General features: G+C 67.6%; 24 protein-coding genes. 14 read left to right on the top strand and 10 right to left on the bottom strand.

The window, feature by feature from the left end:
• Positions 1 to 7 precede the first annotated feature (7 nt).
• On the bottom strand, positions 8 to 454 hold the full coding sequence (locus PWS46_RS19945; protein WP_434622304.1) for a TIGR02588 family protein: 447 nt from the start codon (positions 452 to 454) through the stop codon (positions 8 to 10).
• Between the two features lie 31 nt (positions 455 to 485).
• Positions 486 to 1,352, bottom strand: a complete 867-nt coding sequence (locus PWS46_RS19940; protein ID WP_434622302.1) for a TIGR02587 family membrane protein — start codon at positions 1,350 to 1,352, stop codon at positions 486 to 488.
• A gap of 312 nt (positions 1,353 to 1,664) precedes the next feature.
• Here PWS46_RS19940 and coxB point away from each other — a divergent pair, with 312 nt between their 5' ends.
• The 3 genes from coxB to PWS46_RS19925 are packed head-to-tail and all read left to right on the top strand — an operon-like array spanning position 1,665 to position 5,503.
• Complete coding sequence (gene coxB / locus PWS46_RS19935; RefSeq protein ID WP_434622300.1) at positions 1,665 to 2,570, top strand: cytochrome c oxidase subunit II; 906 nt, start codon at positions 1,665 to 1,667, stop codon at positions 2,568 to 2,570.
• Entirely contained in the window at positions 2,567 to 5,128 is a 2,562-nt protein-coding gene (gene ctaD, locus PWS46_RS19930) for a cytochrome c oxidase subunit I (RefSeq protein WP_434622298.1), read from the top strand. The genes coxB and ctaD overlap by 4 nt, the downstream gene beginning before the upstream one ends.
• A gap of 12 nt (positions 5,129 to 5,140) precedes the next feature.
• Entirely contained in the window at positions 5,141 to 5,503 is a 363-nt protein-coding gene (locus PWS46_RS19925; RefSeq protein WP_434622296.1) for a hypothetical protein, read from the top strand.
• A gap of 116 nt (positions 5,504 to 5,619) precedes the next feature.
• Here PWS46_RS19925 and PWS46_RS19920 read toward each other — a convergent pair whose 3' ends face one another.
• From PWS46_RS19920 to PWS46_RS19910, 3 genes are all read right to left on the bottom strand, one after another.
• Entirely contained in the window at positions 5,620 to 6,312 is a 693-nt protein-coding gene (locus PWS46_RS19920) for a peptidoglycan-binding domain-containing protein (protein WP_434622294.1), read from the bottom strand.
• A gap of 141 nt (positions 6,313 to 6,453) precedes the next feature.
• Positions 6,454 to 7,623: a c-type cytochrome gene (locus tag PWS46_RS19915; RefSeq protein WP_434622293.1), complete on the bottom strand. Its 1,170-nt coding sequence runs from the start codon at positions 7,621 to 7,623 to the stop codon at positions 6,454 to 6,456.
• 4 nt (positions 7,624 to 7,627) lie between these two features.
• Positions 7,628 to 8,467: a cytochrome c oxidase assembly protein gene (locus PWS46_RS19910; RefSeq protein ID WP_434622291.1), complete on the bottom strand. Its 840-nt coding sequence runs from the start codon at positions 8,465 to 8,467 to the stop codon at positions 7,628 to 7,630.
• Between the two features lie 488 nt (positions 8,468 to 8,955).
• Between PWS46_RS19910 and PWS46_RS19905 the strand changes: the two genes are divergently transcribed.
• From PWS46_RS19905 to PWS46_RS19895, 3 genes are all read left to right on the top strand, one after another.
• Entirely contained in the window at positions 8,956 to 10,137 is a 1,182-nt protein-coding gene (locus PWS46_RS19905) for an OpgC family protein (protein ID WP_434622289.1), read from the top strand.
• Positions 10,138 to 10,234: 97 nt separating this feature from the next.
• Positions 10,235 to 10,678, top strand: a complete 444-nt coding sequence (gene panD / locus PWS46_RS19900) for an aspartate 1-decarboxylase (protein WP_434622287.1) — start codon at positions 10,235 to 10,237, stop codon at positions 10,676 to 10,678.
• Positions 10,679 to 10,731: 53 nt separating this feature from the next.
• Positions 10,732 to 11,028, top strand: coding sequence for a hypothetical protein (locus PWS46_RS19895; RefSeq protein WP_434622285.1), 297 nt, complete (start codon positions 10,732 to 10,734; stop codon positions 11,026 to 11,028).
• Positions 11,029 to 11,137: 109 nt separating this feature from the next.
• On the opposite strand, the gene PWS46_RS19890 is transcribed toward PWS46_RS19895, so the two are convergent.
• Positions 11,138 to 11,764: an ATP-dependent Clp protease proteolytic subunit gene (locus PWS46_RS19890; RefSeq protein ID WP_434622283.1), complete on the bottom strand. Its 627-nt coding sequence runs from the start codon at positions 11,762 to 11,764 to the stop codon at positions 11,138 to 11,140.
• 459 nt (positions 11,765 to 12,223) lie between these two features.
• On the opposite strand from PWS46_RS19890, the gene PWS46_RS19885 reads away from it, so the two are divergent.
• From PWS46_RS19885 to PWS46_RS19865, 5 genes are all read left to right on the top strand, one after another.
• Positions 12,224 to 13,069 (top strand): glycosyltransferase family 2 protein, encoded by an 846-nt coding sequence (locus PWS46_RS19885; RefSeq protein WP_434622281.1) that lies wholly within the window; start codon positions 12,224 to 12,226, stop codon positions 13,067 to 13,069.
• 94 nt (positions 13,070 to 13,163) lie between these two features.
• A complete protein-coding gene (locus tag PWS46_RS19880; protein WP_434622279.1) occupies positions 13,164 to 13,511 on the top strand; it encodes a hypothetical protein in 348 nt (115 codons plus the stop codon).
• 103 nt (positions 13,512 to 13,614) lie between these two features.
• Positions 13,615 to 14,772 carry an efflux RND transporter periplasmic adaptor subunit gene (locus PWS46_RS19875; protein WP_434622278.1) on the top strand — a complete coding sequence of 386 codons (1,158 nt, stop codon included), beginning with the start codon at positions 13,615 to 13,617 and terminating at the stop codon, positions 14,770 to 14,772.
• A 4-nt stretch (positions 14,773 to 14,776) separates the two neighbouring features.
• Entirely contained in the window at positions 14,777 to 17,890 is a 3,114-nt protein-coding gene (locus PWS46_RS19870; protein WP_434622277.1) for an efflux RND transporter permease subunit, read from the top strand.
• A gap of 16 nt (positions 17,891 to 17,906) precedes the next feature.
• Positions 17,907 to 18,287 (top strand): response regulator, encoded by a 381-nt coding sequence (locus PWS46_RS19865; RefSeq protein ID WP_434622275.1) that lies wholly within the window; start codon positions 17,907 to 17,909, stop codon positions 18,285 to 18,287.
• A gap of 120 nt (positions 18,288 to 18,407) precedes the next feature.
• Here PWS46_RS19865 and PWS46_RS19860 read toward each other — a convergent pair whose 3' ends face one another.
• From PWS46_RS19860 to folK, 3 genes are all read right to left on the bottom strand, one after another.
• Positions 18,408 to 18,566, bottom strand: a complete 159-nt coding sequence (locus PWS46_RS19860; protein WP_434622273.1) for a hypothetical protein — start codon at positions 18,564 to 18,566, stop codon at positions 18,408 to 18,410.
• 295 nt (positions 18,567 to 18,861) lie between these two features.
• Entirely contained in the window at positions 18,862 to 19,269 is a 408-nt protein-coding gene (locus PWS46_RS19855) for a dihydroneopterin aldolase (RefSeq protein WP_434622271.1), read from the bottom strand.
• A gap of 124 nt (positions 19,270 to 19,393) precedes the next feature.
• Complete coding sequence (gene folK / locus PWS46_RS19850; RefSeq protein WP_434622269.1) at positions 19,394 to 19,924, bottom strand: 2-amino-4-hydroxy-6-hydroxymethyldihydropteridine diphosphokinase; 531 nt, start codon at positions 19,922 to 19,924, stop codon at positions 19,394 to 19,396.
• A 241-nt stretch (positions 19,925 to 20,165) separates the two neighbouring features.
• On the opposite strand from folK, the gene PWS46_RS19845 reads away from it, so the two are divergent.
• The 3 genes from PWS46_RS19845 to PWS46_RS19835 all read left to right on the top strand — a co-directional run bounded on the left by PWS46_RS19845 (position 20,166) and on the right by PWS46_RS19835 (position 21,931).
• The gene (locus tag PWS46_RS19845) at positions 20,166 to 20,594 is read left to right on the top strand and encodes a hypothetical protein (RefSeq protein WP_434622267.1); all 429 of its coding nucleotides are present in this window, start codon (positions 20,166 to 20,168) and stop codon (positions 20,592 to 20,594) included.
• Between the two features lie 160 nt (positions 20,595 to 20,754).
• A complete protein-coding gene (locus PWS46_RS19840; protein WP_434622265.1) occupies positions 20,755 to 21,420 on the top strand; it encodes an SRPBCC family protein in 666 nt (221 codons plus the stop codon).
• A gap of 130 nt (positions 21,421 to 21,550) precedes the next feature.
• The gene (locus PWS46_RS19835; RefSeq protein ID WP_434622263.1) at positions 21,551 to 21,931 is read left to right on the top strand and encodes a c-type cytochrome; all 381 of its coding nucleotides are present in this window, start codon (positions 21,551 to 21,553) and stop codon (positions 21,929 to 21,931) included.
• Between the two features lie 125 nt (positions 21,932 to 22,056).
• Here PWS46_RS19835 and pepN read toward each other — a convergent pair whose 3' ends face one another.
• Positions 22,057 to 24,714, bottom strand: a complete 2,658-nt coding sequence (gene pepN, locus PWS46_RS19830) for an aminopeptidase N (protein WP_434622261.1) — start codon at positions 24,712 to 24,714, stop codon at positions 22,057 to 22,059.
• Positions 24,715 to 24,827: the final 113 nt, after the last annotated feature.

The following is a 24,827-nucleotide window of genomic DNA, read 5'->3' as shown; positions in this document are numbered from 1 at the left end:
CGGTCCCTCAAGGCTCGCTGTAGCCGGTGGGGACGATACGCAATTCGTAGCGGGCCGGGTCGTGCTGGAAGATCAGGCCGCCGAAGCGTTCGGAATAGGGCGGCAGATAGTCGAACTGTGCCTCCGCCGTCTCCACCACGCGGTCGCCGGACCGCAGCTCCCCGCGCACGATCAGCGTTGCGGCGGTCGCGGCGGTCCGGTTGCGAACCTGGAAACGGACGGTGTGGCCATGGCCGCCGGTCCGCGTTTCCATCACGGTCACGTCCATCTCGCCGGGGACCGAACTGTGTTCCTTGAGGGCGTATTGCACCATGTAGACGATCATCGCGGCGATCAGCAGCGCGCCGAGCCCCGCCACCACCCATTCCAGCGGAGAAGTCGGCGGTGCATGCTCCGCCCCGTCATTCCCTCGGGAATCCTTGGTCACCTGTGATTCGTCGCCGGTCGTCGCCATCGGCCTCTCTCCCCCCTTCACAGGACCGGTGTCACAGGATCAGGCGGGCCGCCGCCGCGCCGATTGCGCAGGGGAAGCCCAGGACCACGGTGGCGCTGATGATCTCCGCCAGTCCGGTGCCGTCGGTCCGGCCGAAGGTCCACAGCAGGTAAAGGCAGATCGCCAGCACGATGACGTAGCCGACGACGGTGAAGCGCAGGAACAGGCTCCAGAACCCGACTCCACCCGGCGGCTTCGACCCGCCGGGGAACTCCACCGCGTAGACGAAGGCGTGCATCAGCACCAGCGACAGCAGCAGCAACGCGATCTCCCGCCACGGGTCCATCATGTAGGACAGCAGGATCATTTCCTCCGTCGGGGCGACGTTGAGGCCGAGGAACAGCGCCCCCACCCCCATCAGGAACAGCTCCTGCGGATAGGTCATTGCGGTCTGGCGCTGCATGCTTTCGCTGCTCTTCTCGCCCAGCTGGTCACGGGCCAGCATGGCGCCGATGGCGGCGGGGAAGCTCTGCAGCGCGATCTTTCCGATGATCTCGCGCGCCGGCATGTCGGCGGACAGCACCTTGAAGATACCGAGGATGACGACCGACATCACCACCGCCACGGCGATGGTGACGAAGGCGTCGGCGATGTCGTCGCGCAGGCTGGCGGTGGATTTGAATCCGCTGACCACCGACAGACCGACCAGCAGCGGGATCAGCAGCACCAGCAGCAGGACCAGCCGCCAGGAGTCCATGGTGAAGCCGATCCACCACATCTCCATCGTCATCAGCATCGGCAGCGAGAAGATCAGCGCCCCGGCAAAGGCGCGCGCCAGACCGACGAGGAAGGAGCGGTTGTCCTCATAGGCCGGCTTCTCCGGTAACGCCGCGTCCGTCCGGCCCGTGTCGGCGGTCATTCATCGCCTCCTGAAACCACCCGCTCCAACCCCGCCGCGATTGCCGGGGCGGCATTTCCACCTTCAACGCTTACGGCCACGCACAGGTTTCGCGATTTCGCATGGGAACTTCGGATTGCCCACGAAACCGTCGAGCCTCGGCTGTGTTGACCCCGAGGGGGAGTTTGGGCTTGGCCCGGCGAAGGGGAGGCGATGGACATGACCAGGGCGAGCCGGCCAATTGCGCGACCCTCTCTGCGGCCCGGCTGGCCCGTTGCAGCGCTTGTCCTGGCCGGATTTGCTCTGGCGGGATGCGATGGGCGGCAGTCGGCGTTGGATGCCGCGGGCGTCAGCGCGCAGGAAATCCTGGTCACCAGTTGGATCCTGTTCATCGGCGGCGCCGTGATCTTCCTGGTGGTGATGGCGTTGGCGCTCTATGCCGCGCTGGTCCGGCCGGAGCGCTTTCCCGGCCGCCGCGCCTGGGTGATCGGCGGCGGCATCCTGTTCCCGCTCGTCACGCTGACCGCGCTCCAGCTTCATGAATTCGCCCTGGCCCGCCGGTTGGCGACCCTGACGCCGGAGCCGGCGCTGGTGGTGGAGGTCACCGGCTACATGTGGTGGTGGGACGTCCGCTATCTTGTGGAGGGGCAGGAGCCGCTGCGCGGCGCCAACGAACTCGTGCTGCCGGCCGGACGGCAGGTGGAACTGCGGGTCGCCAGCGCCGACGTCATCCACAGCTTCTGGGCGCCGAGCCTCGCCGGCAAGATCGACATGATCCCCGGCCATGTGAACCGGCTGCCGATCGTGGCACAGCGGCCGGGGCTTTACCGCGGCCAATGCGCCGAATATTGCGGCGCGCAGCATGCCCTAATGGCCTTCGACATCCGGGTTCTGCCGGCGGACGAGTTCGATGCCTGGATGGCGGAACAGCATCGCCCGGTGCGGGAACCGGCGACGCCGCAGCTTGCCCGCGGCCGCGACGCCTTCTTCTCTTTCGGCTGCCAGTCCTGCCACGCCGTGCGCGGGACGGAGGCGGCGGGGCTGGTCGGCCCGGATCTCAGCCGCGTTGGCGCCCGGCCGTCGCTCGCCGCCGGGACGCTGCCGACGCGGGTGGAGACCCTCGCCGCCTGGATTCAGGGCGCCCAGCACATCAAGCCCGAGAACCGCATGCCGTCCTTCGACGTGATGGATGGCGAGACCCTGCATGCCATGGCCGCCTGGCTGGAGAGCCTGAAATGACGCTGCGCACCGACGAGCCCCGCGACGAGTTCTCCGGCGGCGGACCAACTTCCCTGCCCAGCCCCACCCCCCGCCCCGCGGGGGAGGAGGATGCGCTGCGCCGCGTCTGGCGGCTGCCGCCGGGAATCGCGCGGCTGACGGCGGTGAACAACTCCAGCGTCGGCGTCTGGTACATCGCCACGGCGCTGCTGTTCTTCCTGATCGCCGGGGTGCTGGCGCTGGTGATGCGGCTGCAGCTGGCGGTGCCGGACAACGACCTGCTCGACCACAACACCTACAACCAGTTCTTCACCGTCCATGGCACCGGGATGATGTTCCTGTTCGCCGTGCCGATCGTGGAGGCCATCGGCGTCTATCTGCTGCCGTCCTTCCTGGCGGCGCGCGACCTGCCCTTTCCCCGGCTGTCGGCCTTCGCCTTCTGGGCCTATTTCTTCGGCGGCATCGCCTTTTTCTGCTCGCTGATCTTCGGGGCGGCACCCGATGGCGGATGGTTCATGTATCCGCCGCTGACCAGCTACGAGCATTCGCCGGGCATCAATGCCGATTTCTGGCTGCTCGGCATCGGCTTCATCGAGATCTCGGCCATCGCCGGCGCCATCGAGATCGTCGTCGGCATCCTGCGCACCCGCCCCCCCGGCATGACGCTGGACAAGCTGCCGGTCTATGCCTGGTCGATGCTGGTGATGGCGGGGATGATCATCTTCGCCTTTCCCGCCGTGATCGTCGCCACCGCGTTGCTGGAGATCGAACGCGCCTTCCATTGGCCCTTCTTCATCGCGGACAAGGGCGGCGACCCGCTGCTGTGGCAGCACCTGTTCTGGTTCTTCGGCCATCCGGAGGTCTACATCATCTTCCTGCCGGCGGCCGGGCTGGTGTCGATGATGGTGCCGACCCTGGCCCGCCGCCCGCTGATCGGCCACGATCTCGTGGTGCTGGCGCTGGTTGGGACGGGGTTCTTCAGTTTCGGACTGTGGGTCCACCACATGTTCGCCACCGGCATCCCGTCGCTGTCGCTCAGCTTCTTCTCCGCCGCCAGCATGGCGGTGGCGGTGCCGAGCGGCATCCAGGTCTTCGCCTGGATCGCCACGCTGGGGGCCGGGCGGGTGCAATGGACGGTGGCGACGCGATTCCTGTTCGGCTTCCTGTTCATCTTCGTCCTGGGCGGGCTGACAGGCGTGATGGTGGCGGTGGTGCCCTTCGACTGGCAGGCCCATGACAGCTACTTCGTCGTCGCGCATCTGCATTACGTGCTGATCGGCGGCATGGTGTTCCCGGTCTTCGCCGGGCTTTACCATTGGTGGCCGACGCTGAACGGCCGGCTGCTGTCGGAGCGGTTGGGAAACTGGGCGTTCTGGCTGATGTTCATCGGCTTCAACGTCGCCTTCTTCCCCATGCACATCAGCGGTCTGCTGGGCATGCCGCGGCGGGTCTACACCTATCCCGGCGATCTCGGCTGGAACCTGCTGAACATGGTGTCGACGGTGGGCGCCTTCGTGCTGGCGCTGGGCGTTCTGCTGGTGCTTGTGGACATGGCGCGGAGTGCGCTGGGCGGTGGGGAGAAGTCTCCCGCCAATCCGTGGAATTCCGGGACGCTTGAATGGCTTCCCAACGAGCTGTACGCCGTGCGCAGCATCCCGCACGTCAAGAGCCTCTATCCCCTGTGGGACAACCCCGATCTGCCGCGCGAGGTGCGTGAGGGCGCCCATTTCCTGCCCGGCGCGCCCACCGACCGGCGGGAGACCATCGTCACCAGCCCGATCGAGGCGAAGCCGCAATATCTGATGCCGCTGCCGGGGCCGCATTGGGCGCCCTTTCTGGCCGGACTGTTCACCGCCACCCACTTCATCTGCCTGACGCTGAAGTTCTATTATTTCTCCCTGGTCCCCGCGGTGCTGGCGGTCGGGATGGTGATCTGGTGGCTGTGGGGCCTCGACAAGGGGGCGGACCACCCGCCGCAGGATGTCGGCGGCGGCTGGCGCGTGCCGGTCTATGTGCAGGGGCCGAAGAACCACAGCTGGTGGGGCATGGTGGTGCTTCTGCTGGTGGACGGCACCGCCTTCGCCTGTCTGCTCTTCACCTATCTGTTCCTGTGGACGGTCAGCCCCGACGTCTGGCCCAAGGGGGGAGACGCGTTGCCGGGCCTGCCGTGGTTCGCCGGCGGGCTGGCGCTGTGGGGGCTGGCGGCGCTGGCCATCGGCTGGGCGCGCACGGCGGTGGATCGCAACCGGCATGGCCGGGTCCGTCTCGCGCTGATCCTGGCCTGGGCGGCGATGGTCGGCGGCATTCTGTTGGACGCCACTGCGCAGATGCAGACCGGCCTTGTCGGCGCGGCCAGCGCCTATGGCGCCATCGCGTATATGCTGGTGGCATGGCAGGGCTTCCATGTCGCGGTGATGACGCTGATGCTAGGCTACACGCTGGCGCGCTCCGCCGCCGGGCTGCTGCATTCGGAGCGGCGGGTGACCTTCGACAACACCATGCTGATGGGCTGGTACAGCGCGGCGCAGGGTGGAACCGCCCTGCTGCTTCTGCACCTGTTCCCCCGTCTGGCGATCTGAGGGAGGAGCGCCATGGCAAGCCGCAGCTTTCCGGGCATCTTCATCGGGATGCTGGCGCCCTTCCTGACTTGGGCGGCGCATTTCGGCGTGGTCTATGGCATCAACGGGATGGTCTGCGCGCGCAGGGTCGAGGATGCGCGGCTGCTGGGCTTTCCGATGTCCGTGGCGCTGGTCGGCATCGCGACGCTGCTCGCGCTGGGCTGGGTCGCGGTTCTGCTGGTGAAGGCGTGGCGCGGTGCCGGGCCAGGGAAGCATGTCGGCGCCGCCGATCCGCGCCGCTTTGCCCGCTGGTTCGCCATCGCCGGATCGGGTGCGGCACTGATCGCAATCCTGTGGGTCGGCATGCCTGCCCTGATGGTCCCCGCCTGCGGCTGAGCGGCCGCCCCAAAAGAACTTCGCCGGTTCCCGGACTCCGCGACGGCTTGAGGTGCCGTCGCGATGCCCCGGAACCGGCGAAGAGGACCGGCGTTCGGTTGGCTGTGAAGCCGGGGTTACTTGGTGCCGTTCTGGCCCATCGAGCCCTGCGGGGTGGTCTGGTTCTGCGGGGTGTCGCTGGGCATCGCGTTGCCCTGCGGGTTGCCGGTGTTGCCCATCGAGCTGCTGTTGCCGGTGTTGTTCATGTTGTTGCGGGTGCCGCCGGTGCTGCCCGCGCCGGTGCTGCCCGAGGTGCCCATGCCGTTCTCGTGCAGGTTCAGCGCGGCCATCGTCCGCTCGTCGGCGCGGCCGGTGGCGCGCAGGCCGTTGTCGCGCTGGAACTTCATCAGGGCGCTGCGGGTGTTGGCGCCCCAGACGCCGTCGACGGCGATGTCGCGGCCGTCGTTGCGGTCGTTCAGCGCCTGCTGGAGTTCACGCACCTGCTCGTGGCTCATGCCAGAGGACATGCGGTGGCGGGAGGAACGATTGGAGGACGAATCGTCCGACATATCCTCTCGCACCTCGCGGGTGGCGCGGTCGGTCACGCGGTCGGTCTTCTTGCTGAGGCTTTCGTCCATGCTGTTGCCGGCCACCGCACCGCCGACGCCGCCCACCACCGCGCCGACCGGGCCGCCGACGACGGCGCCGGCCACGGCACCGGTGCCGGCGCCCGTCGCCGTCCGCGAGGTATCGGTGCTGCCGCAGGCGCTGAGGGCGAACAGGGCGCCGGCGGCGGTGGCGGTCATGACGATCTTCGAAATCCCACGCATGGTTGCCATCCTTCTCGATTACGATTCGATGTTGGCGACCCGCCGCCCGGTGCGGCCTGTACTGTCCTGCCGCACGGCAAGCGACAGCTGGGTCATGCGATGAACAATCAATAGCGGGCCTTCTTGTTCCATGACGTCAGTTCAGGATTTTCCGTCTTCACCCTTCGCCATGGCGCGTTCGGGGGCGCGGCGGGAGTAATACTCCGCCACTGCATCGATCTGTTCATCGGTCATGCGGCGGACGGCGGCCTCCATGATGCGGGACAGCGCCGTGTTGCCGTGCGCCCCGTCGCGCCACAGCCGCAACTGGGCAGCGATGTAGGATGCATGCTGCCCGTCCAGCGACGGGTATCGGGGGTCACGGGCATGCCGGGTGTCACCGTCTGCCCCCGCATGGCAGCCGGAACAGGCGGCGACGCCATCCTCCGGGGCGCCGGACTCTGCGATCCGCCGGCCCAAGTCCAATAGCTCCGGAGCGGGATCGGCGGTCTTAACCGTTGCCGTTGCAGGCTTTTGCGCCGCGTAATGCCCGGCCAGTGCGCGGATTGCGTCTTCGTCCAACCCGGCAGCCACCGGCTGCATGATGCCGCTGAATCGGTTGCCGTCGGCGTAGGCCTGCAGCGTCTCGCGCAGATACTCCGCCGACTGTCCGGCGATCTGCGGGAAGGCGCCGATGCCGTCGCCATTCCCGTCATAGCCATGGCAACGGGCGCAATCCTGCAGGGTCTCCCCCAAAGTGTCGTCCATCGGACCGCCGGCCGCGCCGGTCAATTCGGCCATCCGGGCTTGGTCGTCCGCCTGCGTCCGACCGAAAGCGAGGCCGTGGTATTCTTCCGCGCTCATCCCTTTGAGCCGCAGGAGAAAGGCGGTAACCGCCCAGGGCTCGTCCTTGCGCTGCTGGGCCGGCCAGGCCGGCATGCCGGCATATTTGATGCCGTGCAGCGTGATCCAATACAGCTCCCGCGGCTTCCACTCCGCCACCTTGTCGGCCAGATAGGGCGGCTCCGGCATCATGTGGCGGGAGATCGGGTTGCGCGGCGTGTCGGGGGCGCCGTGGCAGGGAGCGCAGCCGTCCTCGTAATGGCCGGCGCCGCGGCGGACCAGCGCCGGGTCGTCCAGGTCGGGCGGCTCGCCGACGGACGCGGCGTGCGTCTCCACCGAACGGCGCATCGCCATTTCGAAGAACATCTCGACCGGCGTCCAATGCGCCTTGCTCGCCGCCACGCTGTAGAGGCCCGACCACGCGAACAGGAGTCCGCCGATCCCGGCCGCCACGCCGGCGATGGCGAGTGTCTTCAGGGTCCGCCGCATCCTATCAACCAACCTTTCCGCTGGAGAGCTGCCCGTCGTCCCGCTGACTTTCGTCCCCAGGGCGCAGCCAGCGGGCCGCGCCGGCCAGCACCAGCGCGACATAGGCCAGCGCGCCGACGACACCCATGATCAGGCCGCCCAGCTGCTGGTCGGCCAGCGGCGACAGGCCCCAGGGCGTGGTGGTTGTCAGATGGTAGGGAAACAGCGGTGTGCCGGCGAAGATCAGCAGCGCCGCCAGCATCGCCAGATGGACCGAGGTGCCGAAGGCCGCCAGAAGACCGCGCAGGCGCATGGCATCGTCGGTCGGGGCCAGGACCGTCCGCCATGCGGCCGCCGCCCCGGCGAACAGCGTGCCGTGCATCAGCCACAGCACGGCGTCGTTCGCCAGCGCCGCCATGTAGGGGCCCGGCAGATGCCAGACCCACAGCGTGATGCCGAACAGTCCCCAGGCGAACTCCGGCTTGCCCAGCGGCCTTGCCATCCTGCGCAGCGGTTCCGGCCACCGCACCGTCCCAGCCGGCCACCCGAGCACGAACAGCGGGGCCGCGACCTGGATCGTCAGCAGATGCTGGGCCACGCGGGCGGAGAACAGGGCGGAGGTCAGGCTGCACAGCGGGGAGACGAAGGCGACGCCCAGCACCAGCCAGCCGGCGGCAAGGCATATGGACCGATGATGGGCATGTCCGCCACCGTCGGCCGAACGGCGCGCCACCACCGTAAAGCCGATCGCAGCCAGGGCAAAGGCGGTCAGCAGCACCGGATCGCCGTTCCAGGCGGTCGACAGCTCGCCCGGCACCGGTGGGACACCGCAGTAGGGAACGAAGGGAAGGCTGTCTGTCGCCATGGCGCGGCCTCGCGGGTTCCGGTGGGGACTCTGCATGCTGTCCAATAACCGGCATGGCGGGATGTTCCCGGAAAAGGCGACGCTTCAGGAGGTGAATGCCCCGAAAGGCGGGGAGCGGATCGGCCGCCGGGGTGTTGACCCGCGATGGCCAATCGGAAACGCGGCCGGAGACCGCCTTGCCCGCCGCCTTGCCCGCCGCACCCGCGCCTGACGCGCAGTCGGACAATCCTTGTGCCCAGCCGATAACGGGGTGGTTGCCGCAGCTCTCCTGAGAAGGGCTTAACGCTTTTCCCCTCCGGCGCCGCGTTGGAAGGGTTCCCCCATCGCGTTGGACACCCGGCCGGCGAAAATGTCCATGGTGGGCTACATCCGCCGTGGCGGTGCCGAACCTTCGGTGGTCCGGCGCCACCGCGATTCGTCTGCTGACCCCCCTCAGGGCGGCATCCGCCCCGCCGGGGAGCCCGCCACAGCAGGAGAGGCACGGCTGCATGCAGCAACGTCAGGCACGCGACGCACGTCTCGATCTCTTCAAGGGCGTGGCCCTTCTGATCATCTTCATCAACCATGTCGGCGGAAATCCGCTGGCAAAGCTGATGCCCGCCCGCTTCGGCCCCTCCGATTCGGCCGAGATCTTCGTCTTCATCTCCGGCTACGCCATCGCTCTGGCCTATGGTCCGGTGCTGGCGGAGCGCGGGTTCGCCGCCTGCCAGCGCAAGGCGCTCGGCCGCTGCCGGCAGTTGTGGACGGCCAACATCATGACCATGCTGGTCAGCGCGCTGGTTGTCGCGCTCGCCGTCCATGTCGGCGACCTGCCGATGGAGGCGTCGAACCGGCTGGAGAGCTTTGAGCCGCTGTTCGAAACCCCGGTGACCGCCATCGCGTGGCATCTGGTGCTGCTGTATCTGCCCTTCGCCTTCGACATCCTGGCGCTTTACATCCTGCTGGTGGCGGTGGCGCCGCTGTTCCTGTGGACCTATGCCCGCTTCGGCTACGCGGCGGTGGCGCTGTCGCTGGTGCTCTATCTGGTCGCGCAGGCGGCGCCCGGACTGATCCCGCCCAACCTGTGGGACGAGGATTGGAACTTCAGCCCGCTGGCCTGGCAATGCGTGTTCTTCCTCGGCACCAGCCTGGCGCTGGTGGTGCGCAGCGGCCGGGTCCGGCTGCCGCGGTCCCGCTGGCTGCTGGCCGGGTCGCTGGCTCTGCTGGCCGGCATGGCGCTGTGGAAGTTCGCCGCCTCCGACATCGGCCATGCGATGACGCCGGCGGCACTGCAAGGCTGGCTGCCGGAGCAGACCATCCCCTGGGCCGACAAGGACACGCTGGGGCCGATGCGGCTTCTGCATTTCCTGGCGCTGGCCTGTGCGGCGGCGCTGCTGGTGCCACGCGAGGCGGGGTGGCTGCGCTCCGCCCCCGCCCGTCTGCTGATCGCCTGCGGCCGGCATTCGCTGCCGGTCTTCTGCGTCGGTGTCGTACTGTCCATCGCCGGCACCGCCGTGCTGCTGGCCGAGCGGAATTCCGTGACGGTGCTGGCGGTCAATCTGGCGGGGATCGCCGTGCTGCTGGCGATGGCGATGGTGCTGGAGCGGCGGCGGACCCGCCTCCAGAAGGTGAAGCAGGCGCCATCACCCATGCCGTCGCAGTCGGGCGCGGCCCTGCCGGAGACTCCCTAGAGTCATTCCGTGGTGCAGCGAGACTCCGCTTGCCCTTTCCATCATTGCCGTTACAAACGAGCGCGACGGGCGGAACCGCATTCGTGGGGGCTGGGCGATGATCAAGGTGGTACGGGCGAAGCTGCATGGCATCCGGGTGACGGACGCCAACCTGAACTATCAGGGCTCCATCACCCTGGACCCGGAGCATTGCGAGGCGGTGGGCATTGTGCCGCTGGAGTTCGTGGAGATCTGGAACAAGAATTCCGGCACCCGCATCAGCACCTATGTGATCTATGGCGAGCGCGGGTCGCGCGCCTGCGTGCTCAACGGCTCGGCGGCGCGCAGTTGCCAGCCCGGCGACGAGGTGATCATCGCCGCCTCCTGGTACTGCCAGCCGACCGAGATCGCGGCGCTGAAGCCGCGCGTCCTGACCTTCAACGCCGACAACAGCATCGCCAAAGCCCTGCATTACGATGTGACGGCCCTGGAGGAGGGGCGTTACGGCTTCGCCATCCGTGACGGCCTCGTCCCGACGGAGGCGCTGGAACCGGCGGAATGACGGCTACGGCCGAGCTTCTTGAAACCTGCGCCGGGTAGGCGCATATTTTGGGAATGCAATTCAATCCGGCCATACCGTCCTACCAGACGCTGAAGCCAATGCCGCAGCTGACGCCCGCGGCGCAGATCGCCATGTCCCCGGCGGTCCAGGCGGCGCAGCAGGTGGCGCCGCCGGTGCGTACCCAGACGGTGGCCGCGCCCCCGGCCATCGGAAAGTCCGACCAGTCCCGCGATACCCGCAGCGGCACCGAGAGCAAAGAGGCCGTCGACACCAATGCCGGTGCGCTTGCCGCCCGGGTGAATGCCCAGGGCTATCGCCAGCGCGGATCAATGCTGGACGTATCGGTCTGAGGAAGCGCATTGCCGTCATCGTTTCAGCTTCGAGGCTGTTATCGGAAATGAAAAAGGGCACTTTCCCGCGAAGGAGAAAGTGCCCTTTTCTGTTGGATAGACCCAACCGTTACTTCAGCTCGTCCATCGTGTTGATGACGTGGCTGACGATGCCGTAATCCTTCGCCTCTTCGGCGAACATCCAGTAATTGCGGTCGGTGTCCTTGGCGACCTTTTCATACGGCTGCCCGGTCTCACGCGCGATGATCTTGTTCAGACGCTCGCGCATGCGGATGATTTCCTTCGCCTCGATGGCGATGTCCGTCGCCCGGCCGCCCGTTCCGCCCAGCGGCTGGTGGATCAGGAAGCGGGTGTTGGGCAGGCAGAAGCGGTCTTCCTTTTTCGCCGCCAGATAGATGTGGCAGCCGGCGCTGGCGACCCAGCCCGTGCCCAGCATCTTCACCCGCGGCTTGATGAAGCGGATCATGTCGTGGATGGTGTCGCCCGCCTCGACATGGCCGCCCGGCGAGTTGACCACGACGGTGATGTCGTCGTCGTTCTCATGGGCGAGAGCCAGCAGTTGGGCCGACACGACCTGCGCCAGCTTCATGTCGATCTGACCGAAGATCAGGACCGTGCGCGCCTTGAACAGGCTCTGCTGCACGGCGGCGAACTGCGGCTGGGCGCTTTCCTTCGACTTCTCGTCCGGTTCCTTTTCAGGTTCGTCGTCGAACCGGGTGTATCCGACCTGCGCCATTGATGTTCTTCTCCCTGGTATCGGAAGCGGGGTATCGGGACCGGGATGCGCCGCCGGAGGAGACCCCCGGCCGCTGTCCCGCTGCCGCATGCGCCTTGCCTGCTTCACCACATAGCCCGTCCGGCCTTCATGTTCAACGTCCGCCGGGCCAAAATCGATGGGTAAGGCCATGGGTAAGGCCATGGGTGGTGGTGGGGCCGGATGGAACGTTTGGAACAGCGTGCAACAGTTTTCCGGGGATGTTCCACTGTTCCATTCACCGAACACGCGGGTGTCCTTCCTGTCGGCGCGGCACGATGTCTCTTCCTACCACGCGGCATCTCGGCGGGTAAGGGGCGGTTGCAAAGCCGGGCATGAGCGGGGAGCGGCATGGCCGCGCAGCATTGACGCCATTCGCCGCCCACGGCCAAACTCCGCCGTGGGAATGGATGGCGTGAGAATGGTTGGGAGTGCGGCGGAATGCGTGGGAACGGAACGGGCGTATCGGTCATCATCGCGGCCCACCGCGCCCATGAGACCATAGCCCGCGCGGTGCAGAGCCTGCTGGATCAGGATTGGACGGCGTGGGAGGCTGTGATCGTCAGCGACGACGGCACCGATTACCAGCCGACCCTGCTGGCCGCCGGAATCGACGATCCGCGGCTGGTCTTCGCGAGCACCGGCCGGGTCGGCGCCGGGGCGCCCGCCGCGCGCAATGCCGGGCTGGATGCGGCGCGGCTGGCGCTGGTGGCGCCGCTGGACGCCGACGACCGCTTCCGCCCCGGCCGGCTGACGGCGCTGGCGCCGCTCGCGCTCGCCCATGGTGCGGCCTTCGACAATGTCGCGGTGGTGCGCGACGAGGACAATTCGCCGCTGCTGCGCCTGTTTGAGGAGGGGAAGGCCCCGGCCCTGCTGGACGGCGAGGGATTCGTGGCGACCTCCGTGCCGATGTTCCCGGTGGTGCGGCGCGAACTGGTGCCGGGCTGGGACGACGACGTGAACTTCTGCGACGACGTGGTCTTCAATGTCCGGGTGCTCGACGCCACCGGCCCGGTGCCGCTGGTGGCGACGCCCTTTTACGAATATCGCCAGCGCGCCGGCTCCATCACCTTTTCCGCCGACAGCGGCGAGCGGGCGGAGCGCTGTTACCGCCATGTGCTGGACCGGCTGGCCGGCGACGGGCTGGGTATCCGGGACGAGGTCCTGCGACAGCTCTTCGCCGGGTCGATCGCCGCCAAGCGTGCCCGCAACGCCGCCTATGAGGCCGCCTTCAAGGCCGGCCGCTGCGCCAATTTCCAGGAGTTCCTGGCGCTGGAGACCGGGTAAACCCGGAAAACCCAAGCTCCTGCTGGTTTTGCTTTACCATTTTGTGTCAGTCTTGCTGCGTTGCACATCGCCGGACCGGACACGGGTAAACTCCATGAACGCCCCGACCTGCTGCCTCGCCCGCATCCCCGCCAATGGGAAGTTCTGGCTGAAGAACGCGCGGGTCCATGACGGATTATGTGACATCCGGATCGAGAATGGCTGCGTCCGCGCATTGGTGGGCGCCGGCGAGTCGCCCTGCTGTGCACCGGGTCTCGACCTGGAAGGCGGGGAAGTCCGGCGGATGGATGGCGACGAACCGGTGGCGGCCGGCGATTCCGCCGACCTGTGGGTGACGCTGTGCGGCGGCAAGACGGTACCGATGCGGGCCGGCCGGCTGGAGAGCGGTGGACCTCAGGTCGTGGCAGCCACAAACGGACCGGCGGACGGTTCTGATCGCTGAACCTTCTCGACTCCGGATGTGAACTGAACGATATAGTTCAGTTTGCCCGGCGCCCCTTTCGGTTGCGCTGCGGCAAGGTGAAACCCGTCCGGATCCCGGTCCCATGCGCCACACGCTTCGCATCGCTGCTCTCCTCGTCCTGGCGGCTCTCGCCGGCGGGGCTTACTGGTATTTCGTGAAGCAGGGCGGGACGGTCGCCGGGCTGACCGCGATGGTGACCGGTGCCGTGTCCGGCGGTGCGCTCGCTACCGGCGGCGCCTCGGGGGGAGCCAAGCCGCCGGGCGGCGCGCCGCCGATGCCGGTGGAGGCCGTTCCGGTCCGCATCGGCATGGTGGAGCGGACGGTGACCGCCGTCGGCTCGCTGCTGTCCAACGAATCGGTGGTGATCCGGCCGGAAATCGCCGGCCGCATCAGCGAGATCGCCTTCAAGGAAGGACAACGCGTCGCCAAGGGCACCGTGCTGGTCCGGCTGGACGACGCCATCGCCCGCGCCACCCTGGCACAGGCGCAGGCAAGCATCGCCTTCTCCCGTGCCGAACTGTCGCGTGCCGACCAGTTGATGCGCCAGAACACCGGTCCCATGCGCAACCGCGAACAGGCGGCCGCCAAGCTGCTGGCCGACGAGGCGGCGGTGCAACTGGCCAAGGCGCAGCTCGACAAACAGGTCATCACCGCGCCCTTCGACGGCGTGCTGGGCCTGCGCAAGGTGTCGGTCGGCGACTTCGTCCAGGCCGGCAAGGACATCGTGAATCTGGAGGACATCGACACGCTGAAGCTGGACTTCCGCGTGCCGGAGATGTTCCTGCAGGCGGTGAGGGTCGGGCAGATGGTGAAGGTGGCGGTGGATGCCTTCGGCGGGCGCAGCTTCGACGGCACCGTCTATGCCATCGACCCGCTGGTGGACGTGAACGGCCGCGCGCTGGCGATCCGCGCCCGCGTGCCGAACCCGGACGGCTCGCTGCGCCCCGGCCTGTTCGCGCGGGTGTCGCTGACGCTGACCACGGTGCCCGACGCGGTGCTGGTACCGGAACAGGCCATCGTCGCCTTCGGCAAGGACCAGTATGTCTTCAAGGTGGTCGACGGCAAGGTGGCGCAGACCCGCGTGACGCTGGGCGAACGCCGCAATGCGGAGGTGGAGATTTCCAAGGGTCTCGCCCCCGGCGACATGGTGGTCACCGCCGGCCAGTTGAAGATCCGCGACGGCGCGCCGGTCAGCGTGGTCCCCAGCAAGCCGGCCCCAAACGCATCGTCGGGGAGCTGAACCGATGATCCTGTCCGAGATTTCCGTTCGCCGTCCCGTCCTGGCGACGGTGATGAGCCTCGCCCTGATGCTGATCGGCATTGTGTCGTACCAGCGCCTGTCGGTGCGCGAATATCCCAAGATCGACGAACCGGTCGTCACGGTGGAGACGACCTATAAAGGCGCCTCGGCCCAGATCATCGAAAGCCAGGTCACCCAGACGCTGGAGGACAGCCTCGCCGGCATCGAGGGCATCGACGTGATGTCCTCGATCAGCCGGGCGGAGAAGTCGCAGATCACCCTGCGTTTCCGGCTGGACCGCAACGTCGATGTCGCCGCCAGCGACGTGCGCGACCGGGTGGGGCGCGTCCGCGCCGCCCTGCCATCGGAGATCGACGAGCCGGTCATCGCCAAGGTGGAGGCCGACGCCCAGCCGATCATCTATCTGGCCTTCTCCTCCGACCGGCATTCGCCGCTGGAGGTGACGGACTTCGCCGACCGCTACGTCAAGGACCGGCTGCAGAACCTGCCCGGCGTGGCGCAGGTCCGCATCTTCGGCGAGCGCCGATTCGCCATGCGGCTGTGGCTCGACCCGCAGCGGATGGCCGCCTACCGGGTGACGCCGCAGGATGTCGAGAACGCGCTGCGCCGGCAGAATGTCGAGATCCCGGCCGGCCGCGTCGAAAGCGTGGCGCGCGAGTTCACCGTGGTGTCGGAAACCGACCTGCGCAGCCCGGCCGAATTCGAAAACATCATCCTGCGCGACGATTCGGGCTATCTGGTCCGGCTGCGCGACATCGGCCGGGCGGAGCTGGGGGCGCTCGACGAGCGGGTCAGCGCCCGCTTCAACGGCCGCGGTGCCGTCGCCATCGGCGTGGTGAAGCAGTCCACCGCCAACCCGCTGGACGTGTCGAAGGCGGTCAACGAGGCGCTGCCGAAGATCCGCGCCGCCCTGCCCGAGGGCATGGGGGTCGATGTCGGCTACGACAGCTCGGTCTTCATCGCCAAGTCGATCGACGCGGTGTTCCACACCATCTTCGAAGCGATCATCCTGGTCGTGCTGGTCATCTTCTTCTTCCTGCGTTCGCTGCGGGCGACGCTGGTGCCGTTGGTGACCATCCCGGTGTCGCTGATCGGCGGCTTCGCCCTGATGTACGCCTTCGGCTTCTCCATCAACACGCTGACCCTGCTGTCGATGGTGCTGGCCATCGGCCTCGTCGTCGACGACGCCATCGTCATGCTGGAGAACATCTTCCGCTATGTCGAAGAGGGGATGAACCCGTTCCAGGCGGCGTTGAAGGGATCGCGCGAGATCGGCTTCGCGGTCATCGCCATGACCATCACGCTGGCGGCGGTGTACGCGCCCATCGGCTTCATGACCGGGCGCACCGGGCGGCTGTTCACCGAATTCGCGCTGACGCTGGCCGGCGCCGTCATCGTGTCGGGCTTCGTCGCGCTGACGCTGTCGCCGATGATGTGCTCCAAGCTGCTGAAGCATGAGACCAAGCACGGCTTGCTCTACCGCGCCATCGAACGGTTCCTGGAGGGGATGACCAACGGCTATCGCCGGCTGCTGCGCCTGTCGCTGCGGGCACGGCCCGTGGTTCTGCTGATCGGGCTGGGCGTCGCCGCGGCCAGCTATGTGCTGTTCACCGGCTTGAAGTCGGAACTGGCGCCGGTGGAGGACCGCGGCACCATCGTCGGCATCGCCATCGCGCCGGAAGGCTCGACGCTCGACTACACCATGGGCTACGCCCAGCGGATGGAGGCGCTGTTCCGCCAGATCCCGGTGCTGGAGAAGTTCTTCGTCGTCGTCGGCTTCCCCGTGGTCAACCAGGGCATCGCCTTCGTCCGCCTGATCGACTGGGACGAGCGCGACGTGAAGCAGCAGGCGATCACCGCCCAGCTGTTCCCCAAGATGTTCGGCATCCCCGGCATCCTGGGCTTCGTCACCAACCCGCCGTCGCTGGGGCAGAGCCCGATCGACAAGCCGGTCAACTTCGTCATCCAGACCTCGCTGCCGTTCGAGGAGCTGCAGACGATGGTCAACGGCATGATGGCGGAGGCGCGCAAGTTCCCCGGCCTGACCAACCTCGACACCGATTTGAAGCTGAACAAGCCGGAACTGCGTGTCACGCTCGACCGCGACAAGTCGGCCGATCTGGGGGTGGATGTCGATACCGTCGGCCGCACGCTGGAAACGCTGCTGGGTGGACGGCAGGTGACCCGCTTCAAGAAGGACGGCAAGCAGTATGACGTGATCGTCCAGGTCGCGAACGTCGACCGCCGGAACCCGGACGACATTGCCGGCATCTATGTCCGCGGAGGCACCTCGGCCACCGGCGGGCCGGGCCAGATGATCTCGCTCGCCAATCTGGTGAAGGTCGAGGAGCGGGTGGCACCGAAGGAGCTGAACCACTTCAACAAGCTGCGCTCCGCCACCATCACCGCGACGCTGGCGCCGGGGACTTCGCTGGGCGAGGCGCTGTCGGTGATGCAGGCGGCGGCGAACAAGGTGCTGCCGGCCACCGCCCAGACCGACTATGCCGGGCAGAGCCGCGAGTTCCGCGAATCGGCGACCGGGCTCTATTTCGTCTTCGTGCTGGCGCTGGCCTTCATCTATCTGGTGCTGGCGGCGCAGTTCGAGAGCTTCATCGATCCCTTCGTCATCATGCTGACGGTGCCGCTGTCGATGACCGGCGCGCTGGCCGCCCTGCAGATGAGCGGCGGGACGATGAACGTCTACAGCCAGATCGGCCTCGTCACCCTGGTCGGCCTCATCACCAAGCACGGCATCCTGATCGTGGAGTTCGCCAACCAGCTCCAGCGTGCGGGTACCGACATCCGCAAGGCGGTGGAGGAAGCCGCCGTGCTGCGCCTGCGGCCGATCCTGATGACCACCGGCGCCATGGTGCTGGGCGCGCTGCCGCTGGCCTACGCCAAGGGGGCGGGTGCCGAAAGCCGGCAGGCCATCGGCGCCGTCATCGTCGGCGGCATGACGCTGGGCACGCTGCTGACCCTGTTCGTCGTGCCGACGGTCTACAGCTATTTCGCCCGCAAGAAGCCGATGCGGGATGATGCTGCGGAGCCGGGGGCGGATGGCGGCTCGGCCCACGGCCTGCCCCATCCGGCGGAGTGAGGAGGGAACCGGCGCCATGGCCAGCGTGCTGATCATCGACGACGACGACGTGGCCCGTGCGGTGCTGCTGCGCACGCTGACGATGGCCGGCCATGAGGCGGTCGGCGCCAGCGACGGGGTGGAGGGGATGCAGCGTTTTCGCGACCGGCCGGCCGGCCGGCCCGTCGATCTGGTCATCACCGACATCTTCATGCCGAACCAGGAAGGGCTGGCGACGATCATGGAGCTGCGGCGCGGCGCGCCGTCGCTGAAGATCATCGCGATTTCCGGCGGCGGCGCCCGCGCGTCGCTGGACGTGCTGCCGGTGGCGGAGGCGCTGGGCGCGCACCGCACCCTGCGCAAGCCTTTCACCCCAGCCGAGGTGATGACGGTCGTGCGCGAGGTTCTGGAGGGGTGAAGCGTCGCCGCCGAATTGCGAAGCGCCGCTCTCCGGGGAAAGCGGCGCCTCACAGAAAGGGGTTCAGCCGAAGGTTTCTGACCGGGCTTTATCCAGCACTTGGGTCAGTGTGGCCGCAGGTCAGGCGGCGAGCCGTTCTTGCTGTACTCGGCGGCTCCGGCGAAGGCGTTCGAAAAGTTGCTGGACGCTGTCGGGGCTGATCCCATCGCGCGCCATCACGGCGATCACGATCGGATCTTCGAGCAGTTCGGAAAGGGTCGGCGTCGTGCTGCGGTCCATGCGTCCCTCCCTTAGAGTCCGGCTTCCGGGGCCGTTGCCGTCCCGGAAGGGGGATCGGCGGACGGTCGAAGCCGGCAATGGCGATTGGCCTAATCCCTGCTGCGCTCTCGTCTCGGCTTTCGGTATCCGGATCGCCGCCGGGGATATACCCCGTCCGGTCCGGATTGTGGGTCTAAAATACAATATGGCGACCATAACTCAGACCAGGTGGTATTGTCACCCGTCCTTTTGTCAACAGGCGCTATATCTTTGTGTAATGCAGTAATGAGCGGCGGCGCGATGGCGGCGGGCGCGCTCAGGCCAGTCCCGGCCGGCCGCGCGTCAGCCCGGCGCCGGCCGCCGAACCGGCCGAGTCGGCCGCGGGAATGGTGACGTCGACCTGGACCCGGCGCACTTTGGCGTGGGACAGGCAGAGGTCCGCGGCGCGGTCGGCCAAGTATTCGGCGCCCGATATGTTGGATTCGGCACAAAGACGACGCAAGTCTTCGACGATGTCCTCGTAAGACATCACCGCGGCGATGTCGTCGGGAAAGCCGGGTCCGGGATGGGTCACGGTCAGCGTCAGGTCGAAGCGGACCTGCGGCCGGTCGGTGCGGCCGGCAAGATCCACGGCGGCGGAGAAGCCGCGCACCAGAATGGTGTAGGTGAGCGGCGCGCCGCCCGGCTGGACCAGCATGGTCCGTTTCACGCTATCGTCCGACAACACACTCTCCCGGCCGGCGGGCGGGCGCCGGCGTTGCGTTCAGGCCGGCACTATAAGCGGTGCGGCTGCTGCATGCCACCGCACTCGGAGAGTGCATCCGCCACCGCACTCGGAGAGGCGTTCGTCACAGCGTCTCGGCGATGCGGACGACGGTCTCGCGGCCGGGAACCTCGTCGCGCAGGGCGTCGATCCGCCGGTTCAGCACCGGGTGGACGATGTCGGCGGCGATGTCCGCCAGCGGGCAGAGGACGAAGGCGCGCTCCACCATGCGGGGGTGGGGGACTTCCAGATCCGGCTCCGCCACCACGCGGTCGGCGTAGAGCAGGATGTCGAGGTCGATCGGACGCGGGCCGAAGCGCAGGCCGCCGAGATCGCGGCCCAGCGTCGCCTCGATCTCCTTCAGGAAGCGCAGCAACTCCGTCGGGCCGAGGCGGGTGGTGCCGCGCACCGCCATGTTCAGGAAGGCCGGCTGGTCGGTCACATACATCGGCGCCGTCTCGTACAGCGCGGACTGCGCGTCGATCTCCACCGCCGCGCCCAGCCGCCGGATCGCCTCGGCAAGGTTGGCGGCGCGGTCGCCCATGTTGCCGCCGAGCGCGAGATACACCGTCACGGCGGAGGCGGCGGGAGAAGGGGGAGGCATAAGCTCGGCCATGGCGTCGGCGGTTCCGATATGCTGGTATGGACTGTGGGCGGAACTCCTAGCAAATCCGCGCCCGTCCGTCACTTCCGGGCCGCATTGCTCCTTCGGGGAACGGACGGGCGGCGGCGGGGTTTCAGCACTGTATCAACCGGTTGAGAAGAACCCGGCGATGACACGATATTCTGGTGGAGGACGAGACATGGGCCAAGGGACGGGTAAGGCCAAGGGTAGGGCGAGGACCGTGGGCGCGGCGATGATCCTTCTCGGTGGCACGGCCGCCATCCTCGCCGGCTGCGCCACCGGCCCCGATCCGGAGATCGCGCGCCGCGCTCAAACCGCCATGGTCGGCATGCCCAAGGCCGACCTGCTGGCCTGCGCCGGCGTGCCGGATCGTCAGGCGACGGCGGCGGGCCGCGAATACTACACCTACGTCGCCCGTCCGGCAGTCGCCTACAGCCCCGGCAGCAGCATCGGCATCGGGGCCGGCAGCTTCGGCGGCAGCGGCGGGGTGGGGCTCGGCCTCGGCTTCGGGGTGCCGGTCGGCGGCAACACCGCGGTCGGCTGCGAGGCGACCATGGTGATCGGCCCGCGCGGCACGGTGGAGCAGGTCAGCTATCCGGCCGGTGCCACTCTGTCGGCCTGCACGCCGATCGTCAGCAACTGCATGGCGCCGCGCGGGTGAGGACGCCCGCCGCTGTAAGACTTTGAGATGAGACGGCCGGGGCTGTCGCAGCGCCCGGTAATGCCATATTCTCGACCGTAACCCCGGCCGCAGCCGGGGCACGAGACGCCCGCAAAGGGCCGCATCAGGGTAGGCAATTGGGTTGGAGGAACCACGAACCATGGATATGAGCGGAAGCCACCGGATCGAGGCCAGCCGCGACGCGGTGTGGGCGGCGCTGAACGATCCGGAAATCCTGCGCCAGTGCATCCCCGGCTGCGAGGAGGTGGTCCGGCAGTCCGACACCGAGATGACGGCCAAGGTCGTCGCCAAGGTCGGCCCGGTCAGCGCCAAGTTCGCCGGCAAGGTCACCCTGTCGGACCTGGACCCGCCCAACGGCTACACCATCACCGGCGAAGGGTCGGGCGGGGCGGCCGGATTCGGCAAGGGCGGCGCCACCGTGACGCTGGCCGACGATGGCGGCGCCACGCTGCTGAGCTACACCGCCAAGGCCCAGGTCGGCGGCAAGCTGGCGCAGATCGGATCGCGGCTGGTCGACGCCACCGCCCGCAAGATGGCGGAAGAGTTCTTCGCCCGCTTCACCAAAATCGTCGGCCCGGCGCCCGCCGAACTGGTACCTGCGGAGGCTGCCCCGGTGGCGACTGACGCTGCTGTCGCCGCGCCACCGCCTCAGCCCGCCACCCGCATGGCGGAGCCGCCGCCGGAAATCCCGCTGCCGCTGCCGGTCGGGCGCGGCAAGGGGGGCGGAACCGGCAATTTCTACGTGCCGTGGGCGGCCATTCTTGTGGTTGTGGTTCTGTTCGCGGCGCTTGCCTGGATGAATTAGCGCGGCAAATTGTTCATTGGTCGTACGGCTGCATCAAAGGGGGTTTGAGCCCCCTGCGGAATGTGTATTCTGCCGCGCAATTCCGGCCGGCGCCGTCGGCCGGTGGATCCATCGGAAGGGAAGCCGAAGAATGAAGAAGCTGTTGATGGGCGTTGCCGCCGTCGCCGCGGTCGTGATGGGTGCCGGTGCCGCCCAGGCGGCCGATGCCGCGGCCGGCAAGGATGTCTTCAAGGTCTGCATGGCCTGCCACACCGCCGAGCAGGGCAAGAACAAGGTCGGCCCGTCGCTGTTCGGCGTCGTCGGCCGTCCGGCCGCGTCGATCGAGGGCTTCAAGTACTCGGCCCCGATGAAGGAAAAGGGTGCCGGCGGTCTGGTCTGGACCCCGGAGAACCTGGACGCCTACATCAAGGCGCCGAAGGAAATCGTCCCGGGCGGCACCATGGCCTTCGCCGGCCTGAAGGACGACGCCAAGCGCGCCGACCTGATCGCCTTCCTGTCGGAGCAGAAGTAAGACCGCATCCCCCGCCCGGCGCCCAAGGGCATCGCGGCGGGGGAGCCTGCGGACGGCGGAAGGGCCGGTGGCGATGCCGCCGGCCCTTTGCTTATGCGCACGGTCCTTGGCGGGCCCCCCGAGTCTCAGCCGGCGGCCTCAAGGCTCTTGCTCGCGACCTCGTAGACGTCCGGCGACAGGCCCGGCGTCGCGACGATCCGCTGCAACTCCGCCTTCATCAGCCCCTGACGGGCCGCGTCATAGCGCCGCAGGCGGGAGAAGGGCCCCATCAGCCGGGCTGCAACCTGCGGGTTCATCGGGTCCAGACGCAGGACCTGATCGGCCAGGAAGCGATAGCCGGCGCCGCCGGCATCATGGAAGCGCACCGGGTTGCCGTTGGCGAAGCCACCGATCAGCGCATAGACCTTGTTCGGGTTCCGGATCTCGAAAGCCGGATGGCCGAGCAGGGCGGTGACGCGGGCCAACGTGTCGGCCCGGTTGGACATCGCCTGCACGCTGAACCACTTGTCGACCACCAGCGCCTCGCCCTTCCAGCGCTCGTAGAAGTCGGCCAGCGCCTTCTCTCCTTCCGGCGAGGCGGCGTTGGACAGGAACTGCAGCGCCGCGATCTCGTCGGTCATGCCCTGGGCGCTGCGGTACTGGGTCAGGCACAGCTCCAGCGCCTCCGCATCCTCCAGCGCCATCAGATAGGCGAGGCACAGGTTCTTCAGCGCCCGCTTGCCGATGGCCTCGGCATCGACCGAGAAGGGCTCCTGGCTGCTGTTGCGGCGGTAGAGATCGAGGAACTTCGCCCGCAGGCGCCCGGCCAGCGTCTTGCGGGCGAATTCCCGCACCGCATGGATGGCGTCCGGATCGACCACCGGCATCTGGGTGCCGAGATAGGCCTCGGTCGGCAGCACCAGCGCCTGGGCGGCGAAGGCACGGTCGCGCTGCGCATCGTCCAGGATCTTGGCGAAGGCGTCGGCATAGCCCTCCGGCAGCACCAGATCGCGCCCGGCCTGCTGATCGGCGACCAGATTGAGCAGGATGCGGGTGCCGAGAATCTGCCCGGCCTCCCACCGGTTGAAGGCGTCGCTGTCATGCGCCATCAGGAAGGTGAGGTCGGCGTCGGTCAGGTCGGTCTTCAGCTTCACCGGTGCCGAGAAGCCGCGCAGCAGCGACGGCACCGGCCGGGCGGTGATGTCGCGGAAGGTGAAGCTCTGGTTTTCCGCCGTCACATGCAGGATGCGGCTGGTGCCGGCGGCGCTTTCCTCGCCCTCCAGGCGCAGCGGCAGGTCCTGCCCGTCGGGGCCGAGCAGGCCGACCACCAGCGGGATGTGCATCGGCTGCTTGGTCGGCTGGCCCGGCGTCGGCGGCACCGTCTGCTTCACTGTCAGGGTGTAGGTCTTGGCGGACGAATCATAGCTGCCGGCGATGTCCAGTTCCGGCGTGCCGGACTGGCGGTACCACAACTGGAACTGGGTCAAATCGACGCCGCTGGCATCGGCCATGGCGGCGACGAAATCGTCGCAGGTCACCGCCTGTCCGTCATGGCGCTGGAAATAGAGATCGGTGCCCTTGCGGTAGTTTTCCGGCCCCAGCAGGGTGTGGATCATGCGGATGACTTCCGCACCCTTGTTGTAGACGGTGGGGGTGTAGAAGTTGTTGATCTCGACATAGCTGTCCGGGCGCACCGGATGGGCCATGGCGCCGGCATCCTCCTGGAACTGTACGGTGCGCAGCCCCTGGACGTCGGCGATGCGCTTCACCGCGCGGGAATGCATGTCGGACGAGAATTCCTGGTCGCGGAAGACGGTCAGCCCTTCCTTCAGCGACAGCTGGAACCAGTCGCGGCAGGTAACGCGATTGCCGGTCCAGTTGTGGAAATACTCGTGCGCGACCACCGCCTCGATGTTGAGGAAATCGGTGTCGGTCGCGGTCTCCGGCTTCGCCAGGATGTATTTGGTGTTGAAGACGTTGAGCGACTTGTTTTCCATCGCCCCCATGTTGAAGTCGCCGACCGCGACGATGTTGAAGATGTCGAGGTCGTATTCCAGACCATAGACCTCCTCATCCCAGCGCATCGACTTGATGAGCGAGCGCATGGCGTGGTCGATCTTGTCCTCGTTCCCCGGCTCCACATAGATGCGCAGGGTCACGTCGCGTCCCGAGGCGGTGCGGAAATGGTCCTCGCCATGGACGAGCTTGCCGGCGACCAGCGCGAACAGGTAGCAGGGCTTGGGGAAGGGGTCCTCCCAGCGCGCCCAGTGGCGCCCGTCCTCCGAATCGCCGGAAGCGGCGAGGTTGCCGTTGGACAGCAGCACCGGATAGCGCGCCTTGTCGGCGGTGATGGTGGTGCTGTAGCGCGCCATCACGTCCGGCCGGTCCATGAAGTAGGTGATCTTGCGGAAGCCTTCCGCCTCGCATTGCGTGCAGAAGTTGCCGGAGGACTTGTAGAGCCCTTCCAGCGCCGTGTTCTCCTGCGGCTTGATGCGGACGATGGTTTCCAGGGTGAAGCTGTCCGGCACCTGCAGCACGATCAGGTGATCGGGGGTGACGGTAAAGTCGTCCGGTCCCAGCGTCCGGCCGTCCAGCGCCACCGACACCAGATCCAGCCTCTGCCCGTCGAGCGACAGCGGTTCCGTCGCGGCATCGGGGCGGGCCGGGTTGCGGCGGATCGCCAGCACCGCGCGGACGGTGGTGACATCCTCGCCCAAGTCGACGAACAGGTCGACCGTGTCGATCAGATGCGCCGGCGGGCGATAGTCCTGAAGCCGGATGGCCTTCGGCGTGCCTTTGTCCATGTGCCTTGTCTCTGGTCTGTGTCTGTCTTGCGGATCAAGCCGTTCGGGACAGGTCCGAGGAACAGGGACTGTAGCAAGGCGGAACCGGACTGTCTTGAGTGGGAATGGGGGAG

This window comes from Azospirillum sp. B2RO_4 (assembly GCF_051124815.1).
Taxonomy (GTDB): domain Bacteria; phylum Pseudomonadota; class Alphaproteobacteria; order Azospirillales; family Azospirillaceae; genus Azospirillum.
This window is presented reverse-complemented; position numbering and strand designations above follow the sequence as displayed.

Bases quoted from the DNA above. Each gene is read 5' to 3' on its own strand.
- PWS46_RS19945 (WP_434622304.1), bottom strand. From the start codon at position 454: ATGGCGACGACCGGCGACGAATCACAGGTGACCAAGGATTCCCGAGGG.
- PWS46_RS19870 (WP_434622277.1), top strand. From the start codon at position 14,777: ATGATCCTGTCCGAGATTTCCGTTCGCCGTCCCGTCCTGGCGACGGTG.
- folK (WP_434622269.1), bottom strand. From the start codon at position 19,924: ATGGCCGAGCTTATGCCTCCCCCTTCTCCCGCCGCCTCCGCCGTGACG.
- pepN (WP_434622261.1), bottom strand. From the start codon at position 24,714: ATGGACAAAGGCACGCCGAAGGCCATCCGGCTTCAGGACTATCGCCCG.
- PWS46_RS19885 (WP_434622281.1), top strand. From the start codon at position 12,224: ATGCGTGGGAACGGAACGGGCGTATCGGTCATCATCGCGGCCCACCGC.
- PWS46_RS19860 (WP_434622273.1), bottom strand. From the start codon at position 18,566: ATGGACCGCAGCACGACGCCGACCCTTTCCGAACTGCTCGAAGATCCG.
- PWS46_RS19865 (WP_434622275.1), top strand. From the start codon at position 17,907: ATGGCCAGCGTGCTGATCATCGACGACGACGACGTGGCCCGTGCGGTG.
- PWS46_RS19835 (WP_434622263.1), top strand. From the start codon at position 21,551: ATGAAGAAGCTGTTGATGGGCGTTGCCGCCGTCGCCGCGGTCGTGATG.
- panD (WP_434622287.1), top strand. From the start codon at position 10,235: ATGATCAAGGTGGTACGGGCGAAGCTGCATGGCATCCGGGTGACGGAC.
- PWS46_RS19915 (WP_434622293.1), bottom strand. From the start codon at position 7,623: ATGCGGCGGACCCTGAAGACACTCGCCATCGCCGGCGTGGCGGCCGGG.
- ctaD (WP_434622298.1), top strand. From the start codon at position 2,567: ATGACGCTGCGCACCGACGAGCCCCGCGACGAGTTCTCCGGCGGCGGA.
- PWS46_RS19840 (WP_434622265.1), top strand. From the start codon at position 20,755: ATGGATATGAGCGGAAGCCACCGGATCGAGGCCAGCCGCGACGCGGTG.
- PWS46_RS19925 (WP_434622296.1), top strand. From the start codon at position 5,141: ATGGCAAGCCGCAGCTTTCCGGGCATCTTCATCGGGATGCTGGCGCCC.
- PWS46_RS19895 (WP_434622285.1), top strand. From the start codon at position 10,732: ATGCAATTCAATCCGGCCATACCGTCCTACCAGACGCTGAAGCCAATG.
- PWS46_RS19890 (WP_434622283.1), bottom strand. From the start codon at position 11,764: ATGGCGCAGGTCGGATACACCCGGTTCGACGACGAACCTGAAAAGGAA.
- PWS46_RS19845 (WP_434622267.1), top strand. From the start codon at position 20,166: ATGATCCTTCTCGGTGGCACGGCCGCCATCCTCGCCGGCTGCGCCACC.
- PWS46_RS19910 (WP_434622291.1), bottom strand. From the start codon at position 8,467: ATGGCGACAGACAGCCTTCCCTTCGTTCCCTACTGCGGTGTCCCACCG.
- PWS46_RS19920 (WP_434622294.1), bottom strand. From the start codon at position 6,312: ATGCGTGGGATTTCGAAGATCGTCATGACCGCCACCGCCGCCGGCGCC.
- PWS46_RS19875 (WP_434622278.1), top strand. From the start codon at position 13,615: ATGCGCCACACGCTTCGCATCGCTGCTCTCCTCGTCCTGGCGGCTCTC.
- PWS46_RS19940 (WP_434622302.1), bottom strand. From the start codon at position 1,352: ATGACCGCCGACACGGGCCGGACGGACGCGGCGTTACCGGAGAAGCCG.
- PWS46_RS19905 (WP_434622289.1), top strand. From the start codon at position 8,956: ATGCAGCAACGTCAGGCACGCGACGCACGTCTCGATCTCTTCAAGGGC.
- PWS46_RS19880 (WP_434622279.1), top strand. From the start codon at position 13,164: ATGAACGCCCCGACCTGCTGCCTCGCCCGCATCCCCGCCAATGGGAAG.